The sequence below is a fragment of the Robertmurraya sp. DFI.2.37 genome, from assembly GCF_029211245.1.
GTDB classification, from domain to species: Bacteria; Bacillota; Bacilli; order Bacillales; family Cytobacillaceae; genus Robertmurraya; species Robertmurraya methanolica_A.
This window is the reverse complement of the sequence record NZ_JARGEJ010000166.1, coordinates 1-598: the sequence shown is the minus strand read 5'-3', so window position 1 is coordinate 598 and position 598 is coordinate 1. Positions and strand designations below refer to the sequence as shown.

1 tRNA gene is annotated in these 598 nt (G+C 43.8%); it reads right to left on the bottom strand.

What is annotated here, in order from left to right:
* Positions 1-354: 354 nt before the first annotated feature.
* A tRNA-Asp gene (locus PZE06_RS25915) sits at positions 355-431 on the bottom strand.
* Between the last annotated feature and the right edge of the window lie 167 nt (positions 432-598).

Here is a 598-nt window from a genome sequence, read left to right as displayed (position 1 = left end):
CTACTGAGCCATAATAATATTCTGTTCCTACAGCAAATCTTTCCGTTGTCCTTCGTCCTCATCTCAGAAAGCTTATTCAAGTCGTTGCTCGATGAGTACGCTGCTGCCTTTTCTTGTAGCTTATTCATCGTGCTCTACCGACTGAGCTACTGAGCCATAATAATATTCTGTTCCTACAGCAAATCTTTCCGTTGTCCTTCGTCCTCATCTCAGAAAGCTTATTCAAGTCTTTGCTCGATGAGTACGCTGCTGCCTTTTCTTGTAGCTTATTCACCGTGCTCTACCGACTGAGCTACTGAGCCATAATAATATTCTATTCCTACAACGAGCTTCAATTCGGTGAATATATGTAAATGGCGGTCCGGACGGGACTCGAACCCGCGACCTCCTGCGTGACAGGCAGGCATTCTAACCAACTGAACTACCGGACCAAAGCTTTTTCGACGTTAGGAGAAAATAGCTTTCCTCTGTCTTTTTCGACGTTAGGAGAAAATAGCTTTCCTCTGTCTTTTTCGACGTTAGGAGAAAATAGCTTTCCTCTGTCTTTTTCGACGTTAGGAGAAAATAGCTTTCCTCTGTCTTTTTCGACGTTAGGAGA